Raw genomic sequence first — 23,267 nt, 5'->3', positions numbered from 1 at the left:
GACTGACCGAGTCACACGGAGTACCCGAAGTTGCAGATTGCGCACCAGCATCCGGAAAAACAGGGACGAGCGAAGGTGTTAAAATACAAAAATCTGCTACACTGTGGACGTCGGCCGCCCCCTGCAGCTGACATAGCAATTTGGGTGCCGTGGCAGCATCCACCACAAGCCATCCCTGGGCTCCCCTTAAATCAAAGCGCCTACTGAATCGGAGTACATATGAAGAACTTCACCATCGCAGCAGGGTTAGCCTTCCTTACTGCCCTAGCATGCGCAGTTAATACACCGACTGCCTCCGCACAAGTCGAAGCCAACCTGTTAGACGCGTCGGAGCGGGTAAGAATTCTTTCCTCTGGGGAGTCGATGAAGATTTCGAACGACGAACCTTGGGAATCGATCATCGCGGAACTTCCTCAGACCCATAACGCCAAGGGCGCGACAACCACCTACGCTGGGGATCTGGCACCATCTTGCATTAACGCCGTCTGGGAAAAGGGTTTCGTTCAGGTCTACAATAACTGCGGTTTTGACTTACGCATCAAAGTTGTTATGGCCTTTGCACCCGATTCTGCTTGTCACCTCGTCGTCGACGGAACACGCCACAACATATCCTTTGCATGGGGTCGAATCGATCGCGTTGAACTGTGTTAAGGTCTGGTAGGAAGGCGGCCATCCTTATGTTAATACTTTGAGAAGTGCAAAAATCGACGGCACTTCAAGTCCAAATCGCGAAGGAGCTGAAAATACATGGAAACCAATCCTGAGAAAATAATCGCTAATATCCTCGCCGACATGGCCGAAATCGGCGACTGGGCGAGCATTGCGGATGCGCTAGCCGCTAATGGCCGCAACTCGCACTTTGCAAGTCGCGAAGAGGTCATGGCCATTTTGAGGGTGCTCAAGAAGAGTCCGGAGATATCCGTCGGCAAGGTGGAGGGGGGTTTCCTTGACCTCCCCGACGATTGGGACCCCGCCGAGGTGGCCGACCAAATCTTCTCCGATCCACAGCCAGTAGGGGCCATGATGGAGACCTTCATTCGGCCGACCGGGGAATGGCCCCAGAGGGAAGACGGCGCGCGGGAAGAAACATCGTAAAGCCACCCGACGAGAAAATACGCAGTAGTAGCGATGAATCCAAGACTCCTTCACCAGCAGACAACTAACCAGCCTCTTAAGGACGTACCCTCAATGGAATTCTCTAAGCGTAAGAACGCAACCGCTTTCATTCCCGCACTCGCTGCTATCGGACTAGCTCTAATTGCTCCCGCAGTCGCTTCTCCAATCGCCGAAGCGCAACCAGTCGTGCGAGACTGCCCAGGAGACAACTATGTCACTCACTATACCAATTTCGACCAAATGCGCTCATATCTTGATGGCGTTTACAGGCGAGACGGACGGGTATGGCAGGCTCCCAATGATGAAGCGGTATGGCGTCTGTGGTGCGGCGCAACGCATGGCTCAGCTTTCTTGAACGGTGATACCGCCGTTCCCAACAGTATCACGCTCAACGATGGAACAGTCGTAAGTTTTCGAACGAAGAGTGGTTCTGGCGGATACACCATCGACATCAATAGTTTGAATCACTCAAAGCTCTTCAAGGTGCATGTTTCCTAGCGGCGTATCTCTCAAATGGATAGCTGGTTGTGGGGTATGTTGTGTTCATGAGTGCTCCTGCTGCTGCATTGCCTGTTTCTGAAGCTGACCGGTTGGTTTTGACGAAGCTGTCGAAGTAGACGACTGCTGCGCACCGTGACGTGATGAGGGCAAGGGGCCTGTTGGACGCTGCTGATGGTGTCGCCAATACTGTTATCGGGCTCTTCCCAATCAACGGTGTAGGTGTCGTTTGAACCCGCCGGCTTCCAGGAGGCTGCGGGCGATGTAGTGGGCGAGGTTGCCAAAGCCCAGGGCGATGCCGCGCAGGTGTTCCAGACGGCCGTTGATCGCTTCTGTGGGGCCGTTGGATGTGCCAGGGCGGTCGAAGAACGCGAGCACGTCGTCGGCGCGTCGAGCCAGGGTGCGCCCCAGGCGGGCGACCCCGGGCAGCCCGGCCGGGACACCAGTGGCGATGGTGTCGATCAGCGCGGTCATGGTGGCCTTCCCGGTCGCTCGGTCGGGGTCGCGGTAGGCGGCGATCATCCGCTTTTAGACGCTCCAGGTGACCTCGACCGCGGTGTGACGCTCATCGGCGAACAAGTCCTGCAGGCGCGTGATCTGCTTGTCGGTGAGCAGGTCGGCTCCGGTGTGCAGGCTGCGACGGGCCCGGTACAGCGGGTCGCCGGCGCGGCCACGGCGGCCGAAGATGTCCTGCTGGGTGCGACGTCGGCACTCGTCCAGGGCATCGGCGGCCAGGTGGACCACGTGGAAGGGGTCCATCACCGTCACCGCCTGTGGGACCTCCTCGACGGCAGCGGTCTTAAAAACCCGTGAACCCGTCCATGGCGATGGCCTCGATGCCATCGTGCCAGGCCTGGTCGCGCTGGCCCAGCCAGGTCTTTAAACACGGCCTTGGAGCGGCCCTCGATCATGTCCGAGCAGCCGAGCTGTCCCGGTCCCGTCGCGTACACCGGTGAGGTCGATGATGACGGTGACGTACTTGTCGCCCCTGGAGGGTGTGACGCCCCACATGCTCGTCCACGCCGATGACTTTTAACGGCTCTTCACGATTTAGAGTGCGTTGATCCGGGTGTGCAGCTGCCCGGAGTGAATCAAGCACCGCAAGATGTAGTGGTCGAGGTTGCAGAACCCCAGAGCGATTCCACGTAGATGCTCTAGCCGGCCATTGATCGCCTCGACCAGCCCGCTGGAGAGGGTGTCCGATTCTTTGTGTGCGGGGGGCTTGGTTTACAAGTAGTCCGCGAATCGGTCGGGGTAAGCCACGGCTAGTTGGTTGATGGCTTGTTTCCACCCGGTGGCTTTCGCTCCTTCAATATAGCCGTTGCATTCGATGGCGCGCTTGGCTTTCTTCGCTCGCTGGGCAGCGCGCTTGTCCTCGATGTTGCAGATCATCAGCCACAGCGTCTTCAGCGCCGCGGTATCGTTCGGGAACTGGCCGCGGTTGCGGGTGGCTTTCCGCAGTTCAGCATTCAGCGATTCGATCGAATTCGTGGTGTAGAGTACCCGCCGTGCCGCAGGCGGGAACTGCAGAAACGGCACGAACCGATCCCACGCATCACGCCACACCTTGACCGATTGCGGATACTTCCGTCCCAGCTCGGACGCCTCGAACGCGTCCAGGGCGGCGCGGGCGGTGTCCTCGTTCGGTGCGGTGTAGACCTCCCGTAGCGCACTTGATACGGGTTTGCGGTCTTGGTAGGACACCCACCTGTTGGCCGCCCGGATCAGGTGCACGATACTCATCTCGCACCATGGAATTCGGCCAGGTTGCCTCCACGGCTTCCGGCAGGCCTATAAGCCCGTCGCAGCAGACGATGAACACGTCTTGGACCCCACGGTTGGCAAGGTCAGCGCACACGGATGCCCAAAAACTGGCGCCTTCATTGTCTGCGATCCACAATCCCAGGATGTGTTTGATGCCGTCCATGTCGACGCCTACCGCCATGTAGCAAGACTTGTTGACCACGCGGTGGCCATCGCGGATCTTCACTCGCAGCGCGTCGAGGAAGATTACTGGGTAGAACTCGTCGAGCTGGCGGTTTTGCCAGATCATGACCTCTTCTAACACCGCGTCGGTAATGGTGCTGATCGTATCTGGGCTCATATCCACCCCGAGGGTGGTGGCGAGATGGTGCTGAATATCGCGCACGGTCATCCCACCGGCGTACAGCGAGATAATCATGTCGTCGAGCTCTGTGAGCCGACGGGAGCCTTTGGGCACCATCTTTGGAGCAAACGTGCCGGCACGATCCCTCGGCATGGTCACTTCCAACGCGCCGTACCCAGAATTAACGGTCTTGGTGTACGACCCGTTGCGGTGATTGCTCTCCTGTGCGGTTTCCACCCGGGCTTTCGCCTTACGGTCGGCATGGCCGTAGCCCAAATGTGCATCCATCTCCGCTTGCAGACCAGCGTTGATCGATGCCTGCAACAGGCCTTTGACCAGATCGCTTGCATTGTCAGTGGAGGTGGACAACTCGCCGATCAAGCTGGCGAGTTCAGGATTTTCCATCAGCTTCTCGCTGATCTCGTTGACCCTTGCCGGGTCGTGGCCTTTCTTCGGTGACACCGTAGTCATTATCGGTGAAACTCCTTTTAGATCAGAGCCTCACACACAAACTTCCTGACACCCTCCCGCTGGACGCCCCGATGTCGAAGTAAGCCAGCACCCCCTCGCGCCGACGCCACAACGTCCGACCCAGCTGGGCCAGCTCCTCCAACCCTTTCGGCACGCCCTTACACAGGGTGTTGATGATCCGTTCCATCAACTTCTTGCCCTCCGATTTCTTCGGGTGCCCGTAGGCCTGGATCATATCCTGTGAGAGCCATCCACATCACCTCGGAGCACCACGTAGTCGCCATCGGTGGCCCACAACAAGTCCAGACGCTGTTTCTGCCGCTCGGTGAGGTAATTCGTCCTGGTCAACAAGGTCCGCCGGTGCTTGTACAAGGGATCAACCTTGCGTCCACGACGCCCCGTGGTCTCCCGTTGGAGCCTCTGCCGGCAACCAGTGAGCTTGTCCGCTGCCAGATGCACGACGTGGAATGGATCCATCACCTTCCTCGCCTGGGGTAGAACCTGGTCGACGGCGGTGGCGTAGCCGGTGAAGCCGTCCATCGTCACCACCTGCACCTGACTACGGAAACCAGGGTCGCGTTCCTGCAGCCACGTGCGCAGCACGTCCGCACTATGCCCCGGGCGCATATCCAACAATCGGGCCGGCCCCGTCCCGTCGGCCAGCGGGGTGAGGTCGACCAGGATCGTCACCAGGTTCGACGGCTGGCCTGGCTTTCGGGCGTGCTTCCACACGTGCTCATCCACCCCGAGGATGCGCACCCCGTCCAGATGGGAGGGGTTGTCGTAGACGAGCTGCCGGCAGGCGTCCACAGCGACCTGATTGACCAACTCCCAGCCCACGCCCAAAGGGCCTTGGCGGTGGCGGCCACGCTCATCCGGTCGATGGCCAGTCGTTGGAGGATCCAGCCGGTGACCCGGTGGGTGAGCGTGGCCCCGTCATTGGCGCAGTTGAGGCAGGCTTGGAAGATTTTCCGCCGACATTGTTGATTGGTGCAGGTGAATCGGGGGACACGAACGTGCAGGCGGGTGGGAAACCCCACCACCGGCAGGTCAACCAGTCGGCGGACCACGTGATCACGTTTCTTCCCGGGGTGTCGGCACTCGGGACAGGTGGTGGCCACAGCTACCGGGGCGGCGTCGATGATGGTGAAGGTTCCGGCGTCGGCGGCTCCGGTGATGGTCAGGCCGATTTCCGCGGTACGGCAGATGGTGTCTGCGACGAGGTTGCCAGTAGGCTGCACAGTGGGGTCCTGGTTCGGTCAGATGGAAGCGTTGTAACTCTCATCTTGTACCGGCCAGGACCCCTACACGTTGTGCCACCCCGGACCGGGCTCTGCGGTCAGCTACGCACTCCAAAACGCGAAGAACCGGATTGCTCTCACGCGAAGGAGATAAATCAGAATGACTATTGTGACACAACGAGACGCGGTTGATAAGGCCAAGGTTGATGCGATCGAAAAGAAGCTTTTGGACACCCCCGAGGTGGCCACGCTGATCCGGGAGTTGGCTGTCTCAGCAACCGACGCCAACGACCCGGTGCGCTGCATGCTGCAGGCCTTACTGGCCAGTGGCCTGCAAGCGGAGATGGACGCCCGCCTCGGTTATCAGTCAAGTAATCGGGAAGGCCAAGACGGCAACAGGTACCTCGACTGCCGCAACAGGTCGTAGGTAAGACGGTGGACTCGAGCGGGTACGTCTGCCGTGAACCGTTTGACCCTACCCCTTGAATTGCCCGGTCACCGCGGGAGCGAGGGTGGTGTAGACGTGCTTGAGCTCCTGGTACTCGGCCAGTCCCGTCGGCCCGAGCTCACGGCCGTTGCCGGACTGCTTCATCCCGCCCCACTCCGCCTGCGGCAGGTAGGGGTGGAAGTCGTTTTTCCAGATCGTCCCGTGGCGCAAGCGGCGCGCGACGCGCTCGGCCTTGCCCGCGTCGGAGGTCCACACCGCGCCCGCCAACCCGTAGTCGGTGTCGTTTGCGATCGCCACGGCCTCGTCCTCGGTCCCGAACGTCTCAATGGTCACGACCGGCCCGAACGCCTCCTCGTGCACGCAGTCCATGTCGCGGGTGCGTTGATCCAGGATCGTCGGCAGGTAGTAGATCCCGGCGGTCAGGTCGGTCTCGCCCCGGATGTCTTCCGAGGTGGGCACCCTGCCGCTGGTGAGCACGCTCGCCCCCTGCTCGCGGGCCTTGTCGACGTACGCCGCCACCTTCTCGCGGTGCGCGACGGAGATCAGCGGCCCGGTCTCGGCGGCGTCGTCACGCGGCCCGCCGATCCTGATGCGCTCGGTGCGCCGCACGAACTCCTCGACAAACCGGTCGTGGAGGCTCTCCTCCACGACGATCCGCGCGCCCGCCGAGCACACCTGGCCGGAGTGGAGGAACGCCCCGGTCATTGCGTTGTCGATGGCGGCGTCGAAGTTGGCATCGGCGAAGATCACGTTCGGGTTCTTGCCGCCGAGCTCAACGTCTTGAGAGGTGAGTGGGAGGGGGACGTGAGCTCCCGTGGTGATGCGCTGGTGTGGAAGCTCATACCTTTGTTGCTGCGGCGCCCGGTGGTTACGTCCAGGATTGTCGCCGACGAGTTGAACATAACGCAGGTCAGTGTGCGCAAGGCACTGGATGCACGGGAGAGCACGGGAATCCTGGCATCAGCGATGCTGGACAAACGGACGCGAGCATGCCGGGCTGTCGAAGTCCTCGACCTGCTCGACGAGTTCGCTACCCGCGGCGGTCAACGCCGGACGCCGTGAGGTTTTGGCACCAGAGCCGTGAAGGTCGCGGGAGCACCACCGCGGCCATTTTCCTTCTTTGAACTGTCACACACTATTCTCTGGGAACATGACAACGGCGTCGAAGACCCACACCGTCACCATGTGGACCCTGGTCTCGCTCATCATCGGTTCCTGCATCGGGTCCGGCATCTTCGCCCTGCCGCAGAACATCGCCTCGTTAGCCAGCCCCGGCGCGATGCTCGTCGGCTGGGCGATCGCGGGCGTCGGCATGCTCTCCATCGCGTTTGTCTTCCAGATCCTCGCGCAGCGAAAACCCCACCTCGATTCTGGCGTGTACTCCTACGTGCGCGCGGGCCTCGGTGACTTCATCGGGTTTACTTCGGGGTGGGGCTACTGGCTCGGCTCGGTCATCGCGCAGGTGGGCTACGCCAACCTGTTCTTCTCCACCATCGGCCACTACGTGCCGGTGCTGCGCAACAACGCGGTTCTCGCGGTGGCGACATCGGCGCTGACGTGGGTCATCTTCGCCATGCTCACGCGCGGGGTGCAGCAGGCGGCTCTCATGAACGTGGTCACCACGGTGGCTAAAACGGTGCCCATCTTGTGCTTCATCGTGCTGGTGGCCTTCCTCGGCTTTCGTTGGGACACCTTCACCCTCGACTTCTGGGGCGCGGGCGAAGGGCTCCCGTTCGGCGAACAACTCCAGGGCATCATGCTCTTTACCGTCTGGGTGTTCATCGGCATCGAAGGCGCGAGCGTGTACTCCAAGCAGGCGCGCACGCGTAGCGACGTCGGTCGCGCCACCGTCGTCGGCTTCCTCTCCGTCCTCGCCCTGCTCGTGGCGGTATCCACCCTCTCCTACGGCGTGATGAGCCGCGAGGAGCTCGCCGCCCTGCCGGAGAACTCGATGGGCGCGGTCCTCGAGGCCGTCGTCGGGCCCTGGGGCGGCGCGCTGGTCTCGACCGGGTTGTGCCTGTCTGTGCTCGGCGCGTACGTCTCCTGGCAGATGCTGTGTGCCGAACCCATCGTGATGATGGCGCGCGACGGCATCCTGCCTCACCGCCTGGGCCGCACCAACGCGGCCGGCGCGCCGGTTGCCGCCCAGCTCATCTCCACCGCGGTGATCCAGGCCTTCGTCATCATCTTCTTTGTTAGCGAGGCCTCGTATACTTCGATGGTGCAGCTGGCCACCATCATGTACCTGCTGCCGTACATCTTCTCTTCGCTCTACTTGGTGCTCCTCGCCGTGCGCGGCAAAGGGCTCACCCACCCGCACGCGGGCACGCGTTTCGACGACTCCGGGCCCGCCGCCTCCCCGCGGGATGACCGCGCCCACCTCGCCGTGGGCGTGGTCGGCATGATCTACTCGCTCTGGCTGATCTACGCCGCCGACCCCGTCTACGTGCTCTTCGGGGCGCTGGCCGTGGTGCCCGGCTTCATCCCGTACGTGTTCACCCGCATCGCCCGGCGCGAACGAGCCTTCAACGCCTTCGAGTGGGGCGTCGTCGCGCTCATCGCGGCCGGGGCGATCGCCGCCGTCTTCGGCCTGGCGGGGGGCACGCTGACCCTGGGGTAGCGCGCCGCTATTGCGTCTTCACCGAGATGATCGGCCACAGCATGGCGGCTACGGCCTTGGCGTGCCGCTCGCGGTTCTTCAGGTCGAACACCGCGCGCGTGAGCACGCTGCCGACGACCATGGTGGCGATGACACCCCCGTTAACCCCTTCGGCGAAGCTGCCCGCCTTCACGCCCTTGGAGAAGTAGCGGCTAAACCCCGAGACCAGTTCGTCGACGACGCGCTCGCGCCACTCCTCGAGGAACTCCTCCGAGCTCGAGACCAGCGCGCCGATGAGCCGCAAGCCGATCTTGTTCTCCAGGTGGTCGTGGAGGTTGACGATGTAGCGCTCGAATCCCTTTTGGTCGGTGGGGTATTCGGCGGGGACATCGAGGGTGAGGTGGCGCAGGACGTCGATAAGCATGTCCACGCGATCGTCGTAGCGCCTGTAGATCGTGGTCTTTGCCACCCCGGAGTCGGCCACGACGGCGTCAATGGTCACGGCGCCGAAGCCCTTCTCCCGGGCGATCTTGAGCACCGAACGGTAGATCTTTTCCTCGGTGGCGGCCCGGCGCTTCGGGCGGCCGACGCGGGGGCGCTCCGCGGCGTGTGAATCGGAGTTAGTCATTGGCCTATAATGACACACCCGCGTGGCCGATACTTAGATATGGAATACTTCTGCCGGCCATAGCGGGCACCCGGAGTAGCATTTCCTGGGTGAGTACGGTAACCCGTTGGCTCATCGTAGCGCCCGCATCCGTCGTCCTCGGTGCCATCTTCGAGCGCGCGGGCCGTCGCTGGCGCAGCAGGACCACCTGTGGCCCGTATCCAGTTCATCTGCCTGATCCGCGTCGTGCGTTTTGCCAGATACCTAGCGGTCCTCGCCGAGGATTTCCTCGGCGAGGATATCCATCGGCATGGAGCCGAGCCGCAGGGCCTCGTCGTGAAACTCGCGCAGGCTCATCCCGCGCCCGCGCGCGGCCTCGCGCAGCTCGAGCCAGGCCCGGTAGCCCACACAGCAGGCGGGCGCCTGGCCCGGCCAGCCCATGTAGCGGTCCAGCTCGAAGCTCACTCGCGACTCCGGCATGGCCGTGTTGTCTCGCAGGAACGCCTTGGCGTATTGCGCGTCCCACACCCCGGTCTTGTCCGGGGTCTTCTTCTGCAGGTGGACGCCGATGTCCACGATCACGCGCGCGAGCTGGAGGCGCTTCGAGTCGAGGTGGCCGAGCTTCATCGCCGGCTCTTCGAAGTAGCCAAACTCGCCCATGAGCTGCTCGGCGTAGAGCGCCCACCCCTCGTCGTGGGCGGCGTTGGTGTAGACGGCGCGGCGCCACAGGTTGAGGTCCCCTCGCTGGCTAAGGGCCGTAGCGTGCATGACGTGGTGGCCGGGTGCGCCCTGGTGGAAGATGTGGGTGAGCTCGTGCCAGGTATGCAAGATGTTGTCACCCTCGGCCATGGACCACCACAGCGTGCCCGGGCGGACGAGGTCGTCGCTGGGCGGGGTGTAGCTGAGCCCGCCCGAGGCCGCCGGGTCGATGGCGCAGTCGAGGCGCTCGACGCCGGCGGGGATGGTAAAGCAGTTGCGCTGCAGCACCGCGTAGGCCTCGCGGACGGAATCTGTCATCCATTCCAGCAGCTCGTCGCTGGTGCGCAGCGCGTAGCGGCCCTCCTCGTTGAGCTTGCGAAACGCCGCGTGGATCGTCGTGGATTCCGAAAACATCGAGCGCACGAGCTGTTCTTGCTGCGAGACGACCTCGCGGAGGCGGTCGAGCGCCCACTCGTATGTCTCGTCGAGGTCAACCTTGCGGCCGAGGAAGAACTGGGAGAGGAACTCGTAGCGGTCGCGCCCGACGCTGTCGTCGTGCGAGGCCATCGGGGAGAGCTCGGTGGAGAGCCAGTCCGCCATCTCCTCGAAGGCGCGCTTGGCACAGGCCACGGGGTCGGACTCCGCCTCCACGCCGAGGCGCTCGAGCATCGAACCTTCTCCCCCGAGGGCCTCGCATTGGCTAATCACCGCGTCTATCTGGCGGTGGGTTGCCACATCACCCTGGCTCGCCGCCTCGGCGAGGGAATCGCGGTAGCCGGAGAGGGCATCGGGCACCTTGGTCAGCCGGGCAGCGACGTTGTCGAGGTCTTCCGCCGTAATCTTCGGCATCAGCGCGAGCGCGTCGCGGATGTGCTGGATCGGTGAGTCAATGTTGTTCAGCATCCGCAGGTCTTCGCCGCGGTGGTGCAGGTCGAGCTCCTGAATCATGCGGTCACGCAGGATGGCGGCGGTGAGGCTGTCGACGTGATCGAAATCGTCCTCGTCGTCGGATTCATCGGTGTTGTCGTTGAGCGCATCGACATCGGCCAGAAGGTCGCGGATCCTCTCTGCCATCTTGTCCCAGTACGCGGGGCTGAAGTCCTGCAACTCCTGGTCGTGGCCCTCGAGCCCGATTCGCGTGGCTAGCGTTGGGGATAATTCGACGAGATCGTAGACAAAATCCTCGCAGGTCGCATCAAGCAGCGATGGGGCCCGCCCCGTTTGCTCTCGCTTCATGGTGGCAGAGTCTATCCAACTGTCCACCCAACTGCCATTTGGTTCCTACACCGGCGCCCGTGCGTTAAGCTGCCTATCAGGTTGTTATTATATTCATCATGTCCTCGGCCCCTTTCTCCCTCCCGTCGAGTCCGGCGGCGAAGTGCCTGCACCTCGTTCGGCTGAGGGAGCTGACATCGAGAAGCGAGCTCGTGGAGGCGACGGGGCTGAGCCAACCCACGATTACACGCGCCATCGCCGCCCTAGCCGCGGCGGGCTACGTCGCCGAGCGCCCCGACCTGGCCCGCGCTGCGGGGCGCGGGCGCCCGACGATTCCGCTGGAGCTGGCAGTGCCGCAGGCCATCCACGCCGGCATCGCGGTGGGCACACAGTCGACCTACATCGCCCTGTTCGATCTCAAGGGCCACACGTTGCGCAGCATCGACGTCGACATCCCTGTCGCCGCGATGAGCCAGGACGATTTCATCCAGCACGTCATGGCGGCGCTCAATAGGCTCAACGCCGACGTACACCGCCCGCTGGCCACCGTCGGGGTGACCACCTCCGGCACGGTCACGGGCGACGGCGACGTCTACGCCCCGAACCTCGGGTGGCGCGGGGTGGACATCGGCGCCCAGCTGCGCGAGCAGTTCTCCGTGCCCGTTGTGGTGACCTCCGCCGCGGCCGCCATCGTCGGCTCCGAGCTTCAATCCTCCGCCGCGCTCGACGCGGAGGCGGTGATGGCCCTGTTCGCCGACGACTCGCTCGGCTGCGCGATCTCCACCCCGGGGGGCGTGGAGCCGGTCGCTGTGGAGCGCGAGGACCTCACCACGGAAGGGCTGATCGACTCCATTGACAAGCCCCACATTCGCACGCTTATCGACGCCGTCACCGACGCCACCTGCAAAGAGCTCACCCGAGGCGCGCTCGACCGCCGCGCCCGGGAGCTCGGCGTACTGGCCGCAGACCTCGCCGCGGCCCACTCCCCCTCCACGATCGTCGTGGCGGGCAGCGCGTTTATCGACGACCCCCTCGCCCCCGGCCCCTTCGCCCGCGCCGTCCGCGCGTCCGGCGCCGCCGGCTCCTCCGTCGAGCTGCGGATGATCCCGACCCACCGCGAGGTCGTGCGCGACATCGCCCGCGCCGTCGCCCTAGACCTCGTGCTGCGCGAGCCCCTCGCGGTGGCGGCGCCCTAGCTCAACATAATGGGCGGCGTGGGCGATCCGATCGGTACGCGAGGAGCCCGGCAGCTCCTTGCGCACCTTCGCCGGCACCCCAGCGGCCACCGAGAAGGGCGGGACGACCTGCCCCTCGAGCACAACCGCTCCACCGCCGACGATCGTGCACTCGCCGATGCGCGAGCGGGAAAGCACTGTCGAGTTCATCCCGATCAGGGAGGCGGGCTCGACGTGGCAGCCGTGCACCATGGCGAGGTGCCCGACGGTGACGTCCTCGCCCAGGATCGTCTCCCCGCCGGTGTCCACGTGGACCACGGCGCCGTCTTGAATGTTGGAGCGCGCGCCGATGCGGATGGCGCCGACGTCGCCGCGGATGACCGCACCGGGCCAGACGCTCACCCCCGCGCCGATGACGACGTTGCCAATAATGGTGGCCTCCGGCGCGATGTAGGCGCTCGGATCGATCCGTGGGGTGTGCCCCTCAAAGGTGTAGATCATGGCTTTGTTAGGTCCTCTCGTAGGTCTGTCGTCTCGGTAAAGCGCACGGTGCGCACTCCGAGGGCCGCCGCCGCGGCGAGCCACTCATCGCACGCATCGACGTAGAGCGTGGAGCCGGGCTTAGCTCCCATCGCGTCGAGCGCGACGAGGTAGGCGGCCGCGTCCGGCTTTCCCACCCCGATGTCGCACGAAAAAGTCACCGCGTCGAGCTCGGCAAGCCACGGGTGGCACTCGCGCACATGCGTGGCGACACCCAGCGGGACGTTATCGATCACCCCCACGGCGTAGCCGGAATCCACCAGCTCGAGCAGCAGATCCACCATGTCCCGCCGCTCGGACGCAAGCGAGGCCGCGTCCGCGGCGATCGCCTCGTAGACGTCGATGTCGGCCAGCCCGGCGCGCAGCCCCACCTGCTGCCACCACCGCGCGTCCGAGACTTCCCCGACCTCGAGGTCGGGGCGCAGCTCCGCGTAGGCACGCCAGAACCGCGCCGTATCGCCCGCGCCGGCCGCCCGCTCGACCGCTCGGCGCCCCGCCTCGGAGCGCGGCGCGAGGATGACGCCGGAGAGCCCGAATAGTACTGCGTCCATAGCCACCACAGTACGTCTCCCGTCCCCTTACAGCTCGAGGCTGTCGAGCACCGCGTCGAGGGCGTCGCCGACGCCCGTGCGCCACACCACCGGCACTTTCGGGTCAGCGCGGCCCGGGCCGCCGTTGATCACTGCGACTGGCTTGTGTGCGGCGAGGGCATCAAGCACGATTTTGTATCCGCTCATCACCGCCAACGAGGTGCCCAGCGCGATCACCCCGGTGGATTCCGCGAGCAACCGCGCGGCCTCGTCGCGGCGGCGCCTGGGCACCGATTCGCCGAAGTAGACCACGGACGGCTTGAGGCGCTGCCCGCCGCAGGAGCGGCAGGAGATCATGCGGAAGCGCTCGACGTCGCCGTCGCGCAGCTCGACGTCGCCGTCGGGGTTGAGCATGGAACCTGTCACGCGGACCGACTCGGCGTAGTGGGGGTTGGCGGCGGTGAGGCGGGCGTCGAAAAGCGTGCGCTCCTCATTCACACCGCAGTCCAGGCAGGACACGCTGCCCATGTTTCCGTGAAGCTCGATGACGCGGGCGCTGCCGGCCTCGCGGTGCAGCCCATCGACGTTTTGTGTGATGATTGCGCTGACCAACCCGGCGCGCTCGAGCTCGACGAGCGCGAAGTGGGTGCGGTTCGGCGCCGCGGTGCGCAGGTAGCGAATGCCCACGAAGGCGCGCGCCCAGTAGCGACGCACCGCCTCCGGGGCGTGGGCGAACTCCTGGTAGGTCATCGGCCGGCCTTGTGAAAGCCGGCCGTTCTCCGAGCGGTAGTCGGGGATGCCGGACTCGGTAGACACCCCGGCCCCGGTGAGCACGAGGACCTGAGGATCACCAAGCATGCTGACGACGTAGTCGAGCGCGGCGCCCGGCTCGGCCGGCTCGACGGTCTCGGCGACGACGCGCTCGATGGAACGGATCGCGCTGCGGTGGGCCATCTCGATGGCCGGGTCGCTAAACGTCATTAGCGGAAGGGGACCTCGCCGATGGTGCGGCGCAGCTTGCGGGTGCGCAGCCGCTCGGGGTGCTTCGCCAGCTTCTCCATCGCCTTCACCGCGCACATCACGTGCGCCTCCTTCGAGTTGGAGTAGAACGCCTGCGCACCAGCCGGCAGCTTGGGCACGGCGTGCAGCGGCAGGTCGGAGACCGCGAGTAGGGTGCCGTAGGGCACGCGGTAGCGGTACCCGTTGGCGGCGATGGTGCACGATTCCATGTCCACGGCGGTCGCGGTGGAGCCGCGCAGCCAGTTCCACAGCTCCTGCGGCGTCTTCCACTCCCAGTTGCGGTCCCCGGTGGAGAGCACTGTGCCGGTGCGCATGAGCGAGGGGTCCTCCCCGTAGATTTTCTCCACCGTTTTCTCCAACGTGCGCTGGATCTCGGGCACGGCGGGGATCGGCTGATCGCGGCGGATGTGGGAATCGAGCAGGTTGTCGTGGCGCTCGTAGGCGTTGCCCAGGATGAGGTCGCCGATGCGCATGCGCGCGTCCAAGCCAGCGCAGTGGCCGATCATGATCCACGCCTCCGGGCGCAACACCGCCAGGCAATCCGTGATCGTCTTCGCGTTCGACGGGCCCACCCCGATGTTGATCATGGTGATGCCGTCGCCGTCGTCGGTAACGAGGTCGTAGCGCGGCATCTGGCGCGGCGAGCCGAGGTCAATATCGTCGGGGTCCTCCCCCGGCTCGACCTCGCCGGAAGGCAGCACGAGGCGAGTGTAGCGGGAGTCGGGTTTTTCCATCGCGCGCAGCCCGAAGGCGACGAACTCGCGGGTGTGCATGGCGTAGTTGGTAAACAAGATGTAGCGCTGCACGGTGTCCACCTCGATGCCGGTGTAGTGCTCGATGCGGGCGCACGCGATGTCGAAGCGCTGCGGGCCGAAGTGGAACAGGGGTTTCTCGGCGCCGTGGAAGGATTCCCACTCGCCGTCGATGATGCCGTCGTGGACGTCGTCAAGCGTGGGCCGCGGCACCCCGGCGGGGTTGTTGGCGCGCACCTCCGCGAGCCCGTCAACGCCGCGGATGTACTCCGGGGGGATGCGAATTTCCGAGTAGCCGACCTCGATGACGGCATCGTAGTTCGCGCACAGCGCGCCGAGCTGGCTGCGCAGGTAGGGGGCCATCAGGTCAGGGCGCGACAGGGCGGCCGAATACGTCCCGGCCTCGTCGACGTAGCCGAAGGGCTCGCGGCGATCCACCGGCACCCACGTGGCGATCTTCACGGCGATCTTCGGGTAGCGCACGCCCTCGTACGCATCGGCGTCACCAGCCGGGATCGCGCGCCGCGCCAGCTCGCACGAGGCCTCGTAGAGCTCGATCAGCTTATCGACGCCCTCATCAACGCTTCCGACCTTCTCCATGCAGCCCAGCGTACTCAAGACCGCGTGGGGACCCCTGTAAACCACCTAGGGAGACTGGGTGGAAGTCAGGACGATGAACCACACCGTGTTGGTGAGAAGCAGCAGCGTCCCAACTCCCGCGTAGGAAAGAAAGATTCCCACTGCTTCCTGCGTGGATACACCGAAAGAGACCCCAAACGAAAACGCCGTCGCAAATCCTGCGGTCGTGGATATAGGAAGTGCCATAACTCCACTCGGAGCGCGTTCACAGCACCATATAGTGAGCGCGTTAGCGATGATCAGTGTCGCACCGCAACCAACGATCTGCCAAGGGGAAAACTGCGTGGGCGCCCCACGGTACAGCACCTCGCTCATGGGGCTATGCGGATCCCACGACAACCACGCCGCTGCGGCAAAAAACCCGGTCAGCACCCCGATAAGACATATCTTCCACAACGTGGGTCGGTAGGACTTCGGCCCGATGGCAAAGAACACGACAAGCGTGAGCACAGTCGGGATGACAACGAAGATGGACGTCCCTATCAGGAAGCCTTCGAACTGAAACTCTTGCCGCGTCATTTTGAGCCACCTCAAAGGTTCCTAACGTGACGGCCTGTCACTGCAGCCCAATACGTGTTGCGGAACTTGGTACACCCACCACGCCGAGCGTCAGACTTTGGATAGACTGACGTGCAAACAGTGTCCATCTCGCGGAATAGCTGATTATTGCATGCCCCGTACCCTTGCCCTCGGGTGTCAGATGCTTCCATACATTGGTCGTGCCTTGCGCACGCGCCGCTAAACTCAGCGTTCTTCCCAGGTGCTGGGAATTGGTCGGGCGATTTCGTACAGTAGTCATGGTATCCGGCGTGGGGCCAATCCCTGAAACCATCAATGCACGCCCAGTAATCATAACTAGGGGGAATCGTGATAGTGCCGTATTGTGGCTGCGTTGAATCTGGAATGGGGCATTTACTTGCAGACCTGCGCAAGGGGTCATTGCTTGACGCTGCCGATTGAGCTTCACCTGGGACTTCCACGCCATGTTGTTTTAGCAGGTCGATCACAAGGTTCGCCACGGTCTTATTGCCTATTTCTGTCTCGCCTGAAGTTTCAAATTCCTCGAAAACGTTCATGTGCCCGCCGCTGAATTGCTGCTCGACAACTACCGGGGCGTCCCTAGCCAATTGAGGAGTACCTGTCGGATATCCCCATTTTGACTTCTCATACCCCTTCAATGCCCAGATCATTAGAGGAAGGTCAAGGACTTCGTGCGATCCAGTTGTGGGCGTCCAGTAGATCATTCCGCCTTCGAACACGTTGTACCTCCCGATGCCGTCGGGGTGGTCAGTTCATCGCTGATTGGGTAGCCAAGCGAACTGTCTTGCGCTCCCATGGACTGCCACTTGTCGTAGATTGCGCCCTGGATGCTGGCTTGGGAAGCGGGAAGCGCGTTATGGGTGTAGACGTGCCCACCCTGGAAGTCCTGCTTGAACCACTGATCACCCAACGCCATGTCACTCGTAGTGGGGTAGCCTAGGAAACCTTGCTCCCACCCGTGCCGCTGCCACACCAAAGAAACTGGGAGGCTGACACTATGGGCACCAGTTGTAGGATGCCAGTAAATGAATCCGTTGAGGAACTCGGAGCGTTTACCTACCCCGTCGGGGTTGGTAAGTTCGTTCGACTTCGGTAAGTTGAGGAAACTGGACGGGCCGCCGATACTGTCGTATTTGGATTTGATCGCGCCGCACACTTCGAACCAAGACGGCCAGTACACACCGCACTCCTGCCGTGCCTGTAGACGTGAGGCGCCGCTAGGACTTAAACGCGCCTCGGTAACCTCCGCTTTATCGGCATCGGCCTTGGAAAAGCCTTCCGGCACTTTCTCCCGATCGGAACGCATACGCCCTTCGGTGATCTCGGCGTTCGGATAAGGAGTAGGATGCCAAGATTCCAGCCCCTGGGGGTTGAGTTCTTCATCTGAGGCCTGATTGACCTGATAGTCTTCTGCCCCCGGCGGGGTAGGAAGACCCCATACCGCGAAAGGCCCACGAGCCTCTGACTGCACGTCAGGCACTGCCACACCATCCGAAGACTCTGCCGATGAGGCCCACGCCGATAACGCTGACTGCGCAGATGCAACAGGACGTGTACAGGTGGCCAACAGAGTTATCACAATGGCAGCCGCCAGCTTGTTAAGAGTACGAGGCATGGGGAACCTTCCAGCTAGTATGACACTTTCCTGCCAGAACACTGACGACTACCGTAGTGCACCTTGTTTGTTTTGTCTAGGAAATATACTTCGAGTGTTCTGTAGCGGCGCCGGCACTCCCCGGTTACCGAGAACTACCGAAGGCCAACTGGCTCGGCGCGGATCCGAGTAAGAGAGCTCGCTTCCCCGTGATCGGCGTTGCCCGCGCGTGTCGGCAGCTCGGAGGGTTCCTCGACGCCGCGGGTGTACTCAGGCGCGGTGCGGGTGTCCGAGTAGCAGACGCGGATCTTAGCGTCATAGGCCGCGACGTCTCCCGCCGCGATCGCGCGCCGCGCCACCTCGCAGGAGGCGCGGCAGAGCTCGATCAGCCTATCGACGGCCCCTGCAACACTTTCCGCCCCTTCATATAGACCAGCCTACTGAAATGGCCGGAGATTGCTTTGTGGAAAATCCGGCTCAGCGCAGCGCGCTGCACAGGGCCGCGATGACGATGCCCAGCCCAATCGGGATGCTCAGGATGCTCAAAATTGCAGTCTGCACCGTGAAGTGGACACACACGCCAACTGCCACAATGCTCGCCCCGAGCGCCGCATGCACCCACCTTCGCCCAGGGGGCGTAGCGCTCACCGCGAAGTGCCACACAAGGGCGACGACGACCGACAACCCGACGAAAAGCGCGATTGAACTTCTCTGCGAAGCTGTCCTCCAGGGCAACATCAACACGGCCGCAACGCACAGGAGCGCCACGCACAGCTCCGCAAGCGGGTAGCTCAGGAGAACACTGCTACGGCGATTCAATCTCGATGCCTTTCTCAGGTAGGGATGAGCGGGACGATGATGGGCTAGGGTCAGGAGGTTTGCCCCTTGTTGCCTGCCTTATCCTTATCGTCACCGTAACCTGGATGATCTACTGCCGTCGCGCCGCGGCGTGCGTACATTCAAACGCGAGCATTGGGCGGAAAAGGGGCGCGGTGGGCCACATGCTCGTCTTTGAACACCCGCCCCCATCAGTGTCGCGAGCGCTTGGCCAAGTGATCACCGAGACTCTGGATCCCCTGTACGACAATAACCAAAATGATCACGGTGATGAGGATCGCCGCCGTGTCGAACTGCTGATACCCGTAGGAGATCGCGAGATCGCCGATGCCTCCGCCGCCGATAGTTCCAGCCATCGCGGTCGCCCCGATCAAAACGACGGTCGACGTTGTCAGCGCGAGGATGATCGACGGCCGCGCCTCCGGCAGCAGGAAGTGCCGGATGGTCTGCCATGTGGAGGCTCCCATGGATTCGGCTGCCTCGTAGATGCCGGGGTCCACATCCAAAAAGGCGGATTCCAAAAGCCGCGCCATGAAGGGGGCGACGAAGATCGTCAGTGGCACGAGCGCCGCCGTGGTACCGATCGATGTGCCCACGATGAGCTTCGTCAACGGCACGATCGCGACCATGAGGATGATAAACGGCAGGGAACGCACAATGTTGACGAATGTGTTAAGGACCGAGTAGACAGCCCTGTTTCCCCGCAGCGCCCCGGGCCGGGTAAGCACGAGCGCCAGGCCCAGGGGGATGCCGAGCACGCTGCCCAGCGCCAGGGAGATCAGCACCATGTAGGCGGTTTCCACACCCGCCTGCATGTACTGGCCGAAGGTCACGCTGGTCTCGAGTAGGTTCACTGGTGATACACCTCCGCGGTCGTTCGGGCGTCGTTAAGCGACGCGGGGACGCACGGGCTGGTCGTTGCAAGGGTCAGGTTGTGCAATGTGGCATTGCGCAGGGGCAGCGAGTCCGCCCGCACCAGAACCGGGTTCTCCCCGCTGAGCCGGGCCACCTCCGAGATGATCTCCTGGGGTGGGCGAATGGTGGTGACGCTCAACTGGTGTGGGCAAGCGGGATCCTCGGGGTTTCCGGTCCCTCCGCCGCGCGATGCCGACCCAACGAGCTCTCTTGCCTCCGGCGTGCGGGGGCGCATGAAGATCTCGCTCACGGGGCCACTTTCCACCACCTTGCCAGCGTCGAGCACGCTGACAAGGTCCGCCAGGCGGGCGATGACGTGCATTTGGTGGGTGATTATCACCACCGTGATGCCCAACTCCCGGTTGATGCGGGAGATCAGATCGAGGATCTGGCCCGTCGTCACGGGATCTAGGGCGCTGGTGGGTTCGTCACACAGCACGACCTTGGGGCTCGTGACCAGCGCTCGGGCGATCCCCGCTCGCTGCCGCTGGCCACCCGAAAGTTCCGAAGGGTAGTGCGTGGCGCGGTCGGAGAGGCCAACCATCTCCAGCACCTCGCGGACGCGCTCGCCGGAAGCCGCATTCTTCTCGCCCGCCAACACGAGGGGCATGGCGACGTTTTCCGCTACCGTCTTCGACTTCAACAGGTTGTGGTGCTGGAAGACCATCGAGACGGACCTTCGCAGCTCGCTGAGCTCTCCGCGCGAGAGCTTGGCTGGCTCCTTCCCCAGCACCTCGACGCGCCCCTCCGTCGGTCGCTCGAGCCCGTTGATCGTGCGCAGGAGCGTCGACTTTCCCGCGCCGGAGGCGCCGATAATGCCGTAGATCGATCCCTGCGGAATGTCGAAGTCAATCGAATCGAGCGCGGTGAATCCGTCAAAGACCTTCGACAGGCGCTCGAAGCGGATGATTGGAGACCGTTCCATGGGGCTAGCTGTACTCCGGAACGAACCAGTAGTTGTTGGTGTTCTCCGCTTCCATGAACTCCCTGAACTCCGGCGAGCGGTACGCGTCTGCCACCGCCTGAGCCCACTCGGAATCCACCTCATCCTGGCGGGTGACGGCCACGAGGATCAGCTCCGGGCGGAGGTTTTCTTGGAAATGGCTCCACTCCTGGTTGACCTTCGACGCATAAGACATCGAGCCGGGGATCACCGCCCAATCGAGGTCATCGAGGGTGCGCGGGAGCTGGGCCGAGTCCATCGGGCGGATCTCCAGGTTGTATTTGTTGTCCTGGATGTCGGTTTCGCTCAGCAAGGCCCGATCCGCTTCCGGCTTGATGGTCACCCAGCCGGCGTCGACGAGAATGTTGATCGCGCGCGACTTGTTGGAGGCGTCCTGGGGCACACCGACGGTCTGGCCTTCGGCTACTTCGTCCCGGCTCGCGTGCTGCTTGGAAAATAGCGCCGACGGAACCGTCGGGATTTCAGTGATGGCGGCGAGATCGGAGCCCGTGTTGTCGTTGAACACCTTCATATAGGCGGAGTGCTGGTCGACGATCAGGTCATTGGCCCCTTCCGCGACGGATGTATCGGCCTGCTGCAGGTCGGAGAAGTTGGAGTACTCCAGCGTGTAGCCCTGCTCGCTCAAGATCGGGTCGATACCTTCTTTAAAAAGCTCAGAGTACGGCCCGGGCGAGGTCGCGACCTTGATGGTCTTGTCCTGGTCGGGATCCCCAGATGCGGAGCAGCCGGTCAACAAGAGCGCCGAGGCGATGGCGCCGGCGAGGATCTTCTTCGACATTTTCCTTCTCCCCTCTCCTTTGGTTAGTTACCACTGGCCTACGATAGGTAAAGCAAACCGATTTGTCTACACATGATGGACAACACGGTCTAATCCGATCCCGCGCACCTTCACTACCCTGGGTTGCCATGGGTGTAGCAGACATTGCACGTTCGGCGGAGCATCGCCTGGCGCGTTCACAGGTGCGTCGTAAAGCACGCGCGGGATGGGAGCCACGTGCCACGGGATTTACTGGCTACGGCAGCCCCGAGCGAGCACGCGTGATGGGCCGGGTGCTCATGAAAGACCCCGCCTCAGCCGAGACAGGCAACGAGCGCGGATGGCGCCAGTTCATCACCGCGCAGGTCGCCCACACGCCGGTAACGGTGGAGCTTGGCAGCCAGCGTATCGGCACCCGCACCAACGACGAGGGCTACTTCGAGGTCATCATCACCGGCCACGGGCTGGAGCCCGGCTGGCACACGGCACGCATCACCCTCGCGATCGGCGGGCACCAGGAATTAGCACCGGTAGTGATCATCCCCGACACCGTCACCCGCGGCATCGTCTCCGATGTCGACGACACCATCATGGTCACCATGCTTCCCAGGGCCGCGCTCGCGGCGTGGAACTCCTGGGTGAAAAAGACCAACACACGCAAACCCGTTGCCGGAATGGCGGGATTCCTTCGCAGCCTGCGCGGGCCGGAGGACCCGGTGTTCTACCTCTCCACCGGCGCGTGGAACACCTACGACACCCTCACGGCGTTTATCCGCGACCACGGCTACCCGCGCGGACCCCTCCTCTTGACCGACTGGGGCCCGACCCCCACCGGCCTGTTCCGCTCGGGTCCCGAGCACAAGCGCGTGCGGCTGCGCAACCTTCTTATCGACTTTCCCCACATCACATGGACACTCGTGGGTGACGACGGCCAGCATGATCCCATGATCTACTCCGACCTCGTCGCCGAGCACCCCGACCGCATCGAGCTCGTGGCCATCCGGGAACTCAGCTCGCGCGAGCACGTGCTCGCCCACGGCAGCACCACCGCCATCGAGCAACCTGGCAATTACCACGGTGTTCCCGCGCTCTTTGGGGCAGACGGAGACGACTTAGCGCGCTATTGGGACGAACTCAACCGCGGCGCTTAATATCGACGCCGTGACATCGCGCTTCGTGTGTGCGGCATTATCCTCCATCACCGCCGCTTATCTCACCTCCGCCTGCTCGGTCCAGACAACCGGCGTGGCCTCCGCCGACCCTGCTACCCCGCAGCTCCCCATAGTCACTCCTGAACCGCCCGTTGACGTCATCTCCGCCCTCGCCGACCTGCAGGACGACCTCGAGGCGATCGAGGAGGACACGGGCACCCAGCTCGGCGTCTCGCTCGACAACGGCAGCGTCAACGCCTTCATCGGCCAACTTGAGACCCTACCGTCGTGGTCCACCATCAAGGTTCCCATCGCCCTGGCCGCCCAGGACTACTGCGCCTTTGACGACGAGACGATATCCGCCATGATCAAATCCTCGATCGAATACTCCGACAACGCCTCTGCGTGGCAGCTCCTCAACTGCGTCGGCCAGGGCGATGGGGTACTCGCCGATTCCCGCGTGAGCGAGGACGTCGCGCGAACGGGATCCACAATCGACATCCACCGCACCTTCGGGCGCTCCAACTGGCCAATCGCCGCCGCGTCCCACTACGCCTGGTACTTATCGACCCTCGACGAAGACAACGAGGTCATCGTGGCAATGCGCAACATTGCCGAAGAACAGAGCTGGGGCCTAGGCACACTCGAGAGCACCGCGTTCAAGGGCGGCTGGAGCGGCGACCGCCTCGACGGCTCGTGGCACTCGCGCCAGATGGGCTTCGTGCGTGTCGACGACACCCCGCTCGGCATCGCCATCGCATCACGCTCCCCGGAGGGATCGTTCACCGACACCACCGACGCGCTCGACCAACTCGCGGCAGCCCTCGGCGAGGAGCTGGGACTATAGCAGCC

21 protein-coding genes and 5 pseudogenes are annotated in these 23,267 nt (G+C 63.3%); 8 read left to right on the top strand and 18 right to left on the bottom strand.

The genetic code is table 11. The annotated features are described in order from the left end of the window. Window positions 1–219 precede the first annotated feature (219 nt). The 3 genes from C3E79_RS11230 (at window position 220) to C3E79_RS11225 (ending at window position 1,614) form a co-directional block, all read left to right on the top strand. Window positions 220–651, top strand: a complete 432-nt coding sequence (locus C3E79_RS11230; RefSeq protein WP_146183436.1) for a hypothetical protein — start codon at window positions 220–222, stop codon at window positions 649–651. Between the two features lie 96 nt (window positions 652–747). Continuing rightward, window positions 748–1,095, top strand: a complete 348-nt coding sequence (locus C3E79_RS00415; protein ID WP_108403134.1) for a hypothetical protein — start codon at window positions 748–750, stop codon at window positions 1,093–1,095. A 93-nt stretch (window positions 1,096–1,188) separates the two neighbouring features. Continuing rightward, a complete protein-coding gene (locus tag C3E79_RS11225) occupies window positions 1,189–1,614 on the top strand; it encodes a hypothetical protein (protein ID WP_146183435.1) in 426 nt (141 codons plus the stop codon). Window positions 1,615–1,824: 210 nt separating this feature from the next. On the opposite strand, the pseudogene C3E79_RS00410 reads toward C3E79_RS11225, so the two are convergent. The 4 pseudogenes from C3E79_RS00410 to C3E79_RS11775 form a co-directional block, all read right to left on the bottom strand. Next, window positions 1,825–2,662 (bottom strand): annotated as a pseudogene (locus tag C3E79_RS00410) (ISL3 family transposase); the annotation flags it as partial. A 2-nt stretch (window positions 2,663–2,664) separates the two neighbouring features. After that, window positions 2,665–2,808: pseudogene (locus tag C3E79_RS00405) on the bottom strand (ISL3 family transposase); the annotation flags it as partial. A gap of 33 nt (window positions 2,809–2,841) precedes the next feature. After that, window positions 2,842–4,192 (bottom strand): annotated as a pseudogene (locus C3E79_RS00400) (IS256 family transposase). 49 nt (window positions 4,193–4,241) lie between these two features. Further along, window positions 4,242–5,433 (bottom strand): annotated as a pseudogene (locus tag C3E79_RS11775) (ISL3 family transposase); the annotation flags it as partial. A gap of 160 nt (window positions 5,434–5,593) precedes the next feature. Between C3E79_RS11775 and C3E79_RS00390 the strand changes: the two are divergent. Continuing rightward, complete coding sequence (locus C3E79_RS00390) at window positions 5,594–5,860, top strand: hypothetical protein (RefSeq protein ID WP_108403133.1); 267 nt, start codon at window positions 5,594–5,596, stop codon at window positions 5,858–5,860. A gap of 48 nt (window positions 5,861–5,908) precedes the next feature. Here C3E79_RS00390 and C3E79_RS00385 read toward each other — a convergent pair. Then, window positions 5,909–6,658 (bottom strand): annotated as a pseudogene (locus C3E79_RS00385) (aldehyde dehydrogenase family protein); the annotation flags it as partial. Between the two features lie 373 nt (window positions 6,659–7,031). Here C3E79_RS00385 and C3E79_RS00380 point away from each other — a divergent pair. Then, window positions 7,032–8,501, top strand: a complete 1,470-nt coding sequence (locus C3E79_RS00380) for an amino acid permease (RefSeq protein ID WP_108403131.1) — start codon at window positions 7,032–7,034, stop codon at window positions 8,499–8,501. A gap of 7 nt (window positions 8,502–8,508) precedes the next feature. Here C3E79_RS00380 and C3E79_RS00375 read toward each other — a convergent pair whose 3' ends face one another. Together C3E79_RS00375 and C3E79_RS00370 are read right to left on the bottom strand one after the other, a co-directional pair. Beyond that, window positions 8,509–9,108 (bottom strand): TetR/AcrR family transcriptional regulator, encoded by a 600-nt coding sequence (locus C3E79_RS00375; protein WP_108403130.1) that lies wholly within the window; start codon window positions 9,106–9,108, stop codon window positions 8,509–8,511. Window positions 9,109–9,351: 243 nt separating this feature from the next. Continuing rightward, window positions 9,352–11,022, bottom strand: coding sequence for a DUF885 domain-containing protein (locus tag C3E79_RS00370; RefSeq protein ID WP_108403129.1), 1,671 nt, complete (start codon window positions 11,020–11,022; stop codon window positions 9,352–9,354). A gap of 98 nt (window positions 11,023–11,120) precedes the next feature. On the opposite strand from C3E79_RS00370, the gene C3E79_RS00365 reads away from it, so the two are divergent. Beyond that, the gene (locus tag C3E79_RS00365; RefSeq protein ID WP_108403128.1) at window positions 11,121–12,197 is read left to right on the top strand and encodes an ROK family protein; all 1,077 of its coding nucleotides are present in this window, start codon (window positions 11,121–11,123) and stop codon (window positions 12,195–12,197) included. Here the strand turns inward: C3E79_RS00365 and C3E79_RS00360 are convergent. From C3E79_RS00360 to C3E79_RS00310, 11 genes are all read right to left on the bottom strand, one after another. After that, window positions 12,153–12,677: a gamma carbonic anhydrase family protein gene (locus C3E79_RS00360; protein ID WP_108403127.1), complete on the bottom strand. Its 525-nt coding sequence runs from the start codon at window positions 12,675–12,677 to the stop codon at window positions 12,153–12,155. The genes C3E79_RS00365 and C3E79_RS00360 overlap by 45 nt on opposite strands. Then, window positions 12,674–13,267 (bottom strand): HAD family hydrolase, encoded by a 594-nt coding sequence (locus C3E79_RS00355; protein WP_108403126.1) that lies wholly within the window; start codon window positions 13,265–13,267, stop codon window positions 12,674–12,676. Before C3E79_RS00355 ends, C3E79_RS00360 begins: the two co-directional genes overlap by 4 nt. A 27-nt stretch (window positions 13,268–13,294) precedes the next feature. Further along, complete coding sequence (locus C3E79_RS00350; protein ID WP_108403125.1) at window positions 13,295–14,227, bottom strand: Sir2 family NAD-dependent protein deacetylase; 933 nt, start codon at window positions 14,225–14,227, stop codon at window positions 13,295–13,297. After that, the gene (gene amn, locus C3E79_RS00345) at window positions 14,227–15,618 is read right to left on the bottom strand and encodes an AMP nucleosidase (protein ID WP_108403124.1); all 1,392 of its coding nucleotides are present in this window, start codon (window positions 15,616–15,618) and stop codon (window positions 14,227–14,229) included. The genes C3E79_RS00350 and amn overlap by 1 nt, the downstream gene beginning before the upstream one ends. A 45-nt stretch (window positions 15,619–15,663) precedes the next feature. Further along, window positions 15,664–16,176 carry a hypothetical protein gene (locus tag C3E79_RS00340; RefSeq protein ID WP_108403123.1) on the bottom strand — a complete coding sequence of 171 codons (513 nt, stop codon included), beginning with the start codon at window positions 16,174–16,176 and terminating at the stop codon, window positions 15,664–15,666. A gap of 11 nt (window positions 16,177–16,187) precedes the next feature. Continuing rightward, entirely contained in the window at window positions 16,188–16,901 is a 714-nt protein-coding gene (locus tag C3E79_RS11520; RefSeq protein WP_244280436.1) for an LGFP repeat-containing protein, read from the bottom strand. Beyond that, window positions 16,898–17,677 (bottom strand): LGFP repeat-containing protein, encoded by a 780-nt coding sequence (locus C3E79_RS11515; protein ID WP_235840653.1) that lies wholly within the window; start codon window positions 17,675–17,677, stop codon window positions 16,898–16,900. Before C3E79_RS11515 ends, C3E79_RS11520 begins: the two co-directional genes overlap by 4 nt. 269 nt (window positions 17,678–17,946) lie before the next feature. Then, on the bottom strand, window positions 17,947–18,150 hold the full coding sequence (locus C3E79_RS00330; protein WP_108403122.1) for a hypothetical protein: 204 nt from the start codon (window positions 18,148–18,150) through the stop codon (window positions 17,947–17,949). A 669-nt stretch (window positions 18,151–18,819) separates the two neighbouring features. Beyond that, window positions 18,820–19,443 carry a methionine ABC transporter permease gene (locus tag C3E79_RS00320; protein WP_108404979.1) on the bottom strand — a complete coding sequence of 208 codons (624 nt, stop codon included), beginning with the start codon at window positions 19,441–19,443 and terminating at the stop codon, window positions 18,820–18,822. Window positions 19,444–19,478: 35 nt separating this feature from the next. After that, entirely contained in the window at window positions 19,479–20,468 is a 990-nt protein-coding gene (locus C3E79_RS00315; RefSeq protein WP_108403120.1) for a methionine ABC transporter ATP-binding protein, read from the bottom strand. 4 nt (window positions 20,469–20,472) lie between these two features. Beyond that, on the bottom strand, window positions 20,473–21,285 hold the full coding sequence (locus tag C3E79_RS00310; protein WP_108403119.1) for a MetQ/NlpA family ABC transporter substrate-binding protein: 813 nt from the start codon (window positions 21,283–21,285) through the stop codon (window positions 20,473–20,475). 128 nt (window positions 21,286–21,413) lie between these two features. Between C3E79_RS00310 and C3E79_RS00305 the strand changes: the two genes are divergently transcribed. Then, a complete protein-coding gene (locus C3E79_RS00305; RefSeq protein ID WP_108403118.1) occupies window positions 21,414–22,415 on the top strand; it encodes an App1 family protein in 1,002 nt (333 codons plus the stop codon). A gap of 10 nt (window positions 22,416–22,425) precedes the next feature. After that, complete coding sequence (locus C3E79_RS00300; protein ID WP_108403117.1) at window positions 22,426–23,262, top strand: serine hydrolase; 837 nt, start codon at window positions 22,426–22,428, stop codon at window positions 23,260–23,262. The last annotated feature ends 5 nt before the right edge of the window (window positions 23,263–23,267 follow it).

The sequence above is a fragment of the Corynebacterium liangguodongii genome (assembly GCF_003070865.1).
Classification (GTDB): Bacteria; Actinomycetota; Actinomycetes; order Mycobacteriales; family Mycobacteriaceae; genus Corynebacterium; species Corynebacterium liangguodongii.
Note: the sequence above shows the minus strand (reverse complement) of the source record. Positions and strands in the feature narration are given on the sequence as shown.